Below are 252 nucleotides of genomic sequence, written 5' to 3'. Positions count from 1 at the left end.
CTGGCGACGTGGCGCCAGCAGGGACGCAATCCATACGAAGAGCTTCGTCGAGCCGTCAGTAACAATGAACTGATCTCACGGGCTCACGCTGTGCCGGCTGTCGAGACTCCGGGGTAAACACGTACCAGCGTTATAATCCGCGTTCAGTTCATACCCACACTTCTGGCACTCGAAGTGTTCGCCCTGGCGGTTGCCGTCGTGCGTGAACCCACAGTCCGTCCGAGAACAGCGTTGGGATGTATGGGTCGGCTC

General features: G+C 59.1%; 1 pseudogene. It reads right to left on the bottom strand.

Features of this window, described 5'->3' with window-relative positions:
• Positions 1-126: 126 nt before the first annotated feature.
• A pseudogene (locus EXE52_RS18165) lies at positions 127-252 on the bottom strand (zinc ribbon domain-containing protein); the annotation flags it as partial.

It is taken from the genome of Halorubrum sp. CGM4_25_10-8A (assembly GCF_005435025.1).
In the GTDB taxonomy this organism is placed as follows: Archaea; Halobacteriota; Halobacteria; order Halobacteriales; family Haloferacaceae; genus Halorubrum; species Halorubrum ezzemoulense.
This window is presented reverse-complemented; position numbering and strand designations above follow the sequence as displayed.